Below are 2,973 nucleotides of genomic sequence, written 5' to 3'. Positions count from 1 at the left end.
GGCAGATGGACGCGCTGGTGCGGCCCGAGGAAGGCCGGTGGTCGGCCGCGAAGCTGACCGAGTGGGGTGAGGGCGTAGCTATCGCCCTGTCCCGCTACACCGAAGGCAGCCTGCGGGGCCTGTTCGACGGCCAGGACGCCAGCCTGCCCGAGACGGACCTGCCCATCCTCTCCTTTGACTTCTCCCGTCTGGACCGCAATTCGCCGGCAATCCCGTCGCTGATGGCTGCGGTGTCGTGCTGGGCGGAGCACGTGTGGCTGCCTCAGTCCACTGCCGTGCACCGGCACCTGGTGCTCGAGGAGGCCTGGCAGATCCTACTGTCCCCCGCCACGGCCGAGCTGATCCAGCGGCTGCTGAAGAACTCGCGGAAGGCCGCGCTGTCGCTGGACGTGGTGATGCACACGCTGTCCGACCTCGGCGAGGGCAAGGCGCAGGATCTGGCCCGGTTGTGCGAGATCGCCCACGTCGGCCGTCTCGGCCCGGAGGAGGCCGCCATTGTCGGCGCGCTGCTCGGGCTGCCTGCCTGGGCTGTTGCGCGGATCCCCGGGCTGGGCCCAGGGCAGGCGGTGTGGAAGGTCGGCCCCGACTACGTCGACATCGTTCAGACTGTCCTGACCGAAGAGGAGGCCCGACTCACCGACACGTCCACGCGGCGCCGCAAGGCACAGCAGGCCCTGGCCGCCGACCACGACACCATCGAGGAGCCGGCACTACAGGAGCAGGACCAGGACGACGCCGACCTGCCCACGGAACACTTGCCTGAAGCGGTGGAGCCGCTGCTGCCCGAGGGCGTGGGTGTTGAGGCGGAGGACTGGGATTGGGAGATGCCTCCCAATGTCATCGACACCCGGCACCAGGATGCTTTGCGGGCCGCCCGGGAGGGACGGTGCAGCGAGGCCGCCGACCTGGCCGCCCTCGGCGAGCGGCAGGACATCGCCGCTCACGGCATCAACAGCGATCAGGCCGTCTCTTGGCTCGCCACCCGGGCCAAGGTGGCGGAACTGTGCGGCAATCTCGACCAGGCCATGCAACTGCGCGCTACCGTCGCACGCATGGGGAAAGACGTCGATTGGTTCGAGCAGACCGAGGGCGCACGCACGGGGCCTCAGTGGCACCGCGGACCCGAACCGGCCGTCCCTGAGGCGCCCAGCGGCTACATGGAGCCGGTGAAGCAGCAGCGCCGTGCGTGGCCCTACGTCGTCACCATCGCTGCCCTGGCGGTCGCTGTAGGGGGTGTGTGGCAGAACGCTGCTGACGACAAGGAAAAGCAGGAGCACGCGGAGAAGGCAGCCGCCTACAAGGGCCTCTCAGCTGTGGATCTCACCATCGACGGAGTTGCAACCGAAGCCTCGGCGGACTGGAGCAAGGACGGCACGTCCGTTGTCCTGTCAGTGTGGGTCGCCTCCAAGGAGAAGCCAAAGTTCGTCCGCATCGACTCCGGTGACCAGAAGGCACAGGAAGAGCTGGCGCCCCTTAAGGAGGGTCAGTTCGCCATGCCGACACACCTGGAGGTCAAGGTGCCGGTTGAGGACCGCTACCAGGCCGTCCAGATGACTGTCGCTGTGGGCGGGAAGGACTGGAAGAAGAACACTCGAGCCCCCGCACGGACCATCGAGTTCCGGCCCGATCGGACCGCCATCGACGCAGAAACCGGCAAGCCGCTCAAGCAGCACTACTCGCACCTCTGTCTGTACCAGACGCCGCCGATGCGCCTGTGTACGCACTGCGGATCGCTGCTGGTGCGCGCCCTACCCGAGCAGGCGCCCCGTGGCATGCGGATGACTGGGCAGCTGAAGGCCCGCCTCACCTCGGTAGCTTGGCCGTGCGTTCGGGATGGGCGGTCCCCACGTAGTGCATGGCGGTCTTCTCCGTGATCCCGAACAGGCGCATCAGCTTCAGTGGATCGCCGCACTCGAGCGCCTCGTTGAGGATTCGGTCCTGGCGCAGGCCATCCAAGGTCACGCCTTTGGGCAGCACCCCTCGGAGCGTGCCTATGTTAACGGCCGGCTGGTCGGGGTCGAGGGCGGTCTTCTGGCTGACCAGCAGATGCGGGTTCGTTGAGGCCGGCCAGCGGCGGTGGCGGTAGGTCAGCCACTCGGCGGCCAAGCAGTGTGTGAACTGCTCAAGGTAGAGGGTGTGCCGCAGCAGGCCGCGTCGAATCTCGACGGTGCCGCAGGCAAGGTCCACATCAGCTGTCCGGATCACGCGGATGTCGTGGCCGGAGACCGCGTGCACAGCAGCCAGGGCGACGGTCAGGCGCCCGAGCGGAGTGACAGCGTGGTCCAGTAGCCCGGCCAGCAGGTCGCTGGGCACGGACCGCGGTATCCCCTTCAGGTCACCGACGGGCAGGTTTCGGGCGGGATCGCGAAAGACGATGCGTTGCCGTTTCAAGGAGCGGAACAGGCTACGCAGGACGATGGCGAGTTGCCGACGTGCGTGGCCGGACAGGCCGTTCACGGCGTCCTCAACCTGCTGCTGAGTGATCTCCCGCAGCGTGGCCACCCCGGTCGCCGTCCAGTCAGTGAGCACCGGCTGGACGTAGGCGAGATAGCGGCGGATGCCGTCCCAGCTGTGGAACTCGCCCTCTCGGCGGCCCTGGCTGCGCAGCCCGTCTACCCAGGCTCGGACCTCGCTCGCGACGGGCTGCGGCAGCGCGTCGGCAGCGGCCTCGATCCAGACCAGATCGGCGTCCTGGTGGAGGTCCGGGTCGTCGACGAGCAGGCCGCGGGCGCGCAGGAACTGGCACACCGGCTTGGCGGCGAGGTTCGGATCGAGCTGGGCCAGGTCGTGGACGTCTCGCTCGAGGACGGCCGTCTCGGCACCGAGCCAGTACATGAGGATGGTGAGGGTGTGGATGTTCTTGCGGTAGTCCGGGGCCTGTTGGTCCGCGCGCAGCTGGAGGTACTCCTCCACCAAGAGCCGTGCCCGCTCGGTCAGAGGCAGATCGGCCCGCGGCCGACGTCGGAGCCGGGC

The 2,973-nt window shown here is 68.2% G+C and carries 2 pseudogenes; one reads left to right on the top strand and one right to left on the bottom strand.

What is annotated here, in order from left to right:
* Positions 1–1,874, top strand: a pseudogene (locus tag AB0I06_RS34190) (hypothetical protein); the annotation flags it as partial.
* On the opposite strand, the pseudogene AB0I06_RS34185 reads toward AB0I06_RS34190, so the two are convergent.
* Positions 1,804–2,973, bottom strand: a pseudogene (locus tag AB0I06_RS34185) (hypothetical protein); the annotation flags it as partial. The pseudogenes AB0I06_RS34190 and AB0I06_RS34185 sit on opposite strands and share 71 nt — an antisense overlap.

Origin of the sequence: Streptomyces sp. NPDC050674 (genome assembly GCF_040654575.1) — a bacterium.
Lineage (GTDB): Bacteria > Actinomycetota > Actinomycetes > Streptomycetales > Streptomycetaceae > Streptomyces.
This window is presented reverse-complemented; position numbering and strand designations above follow the sequence as displayed.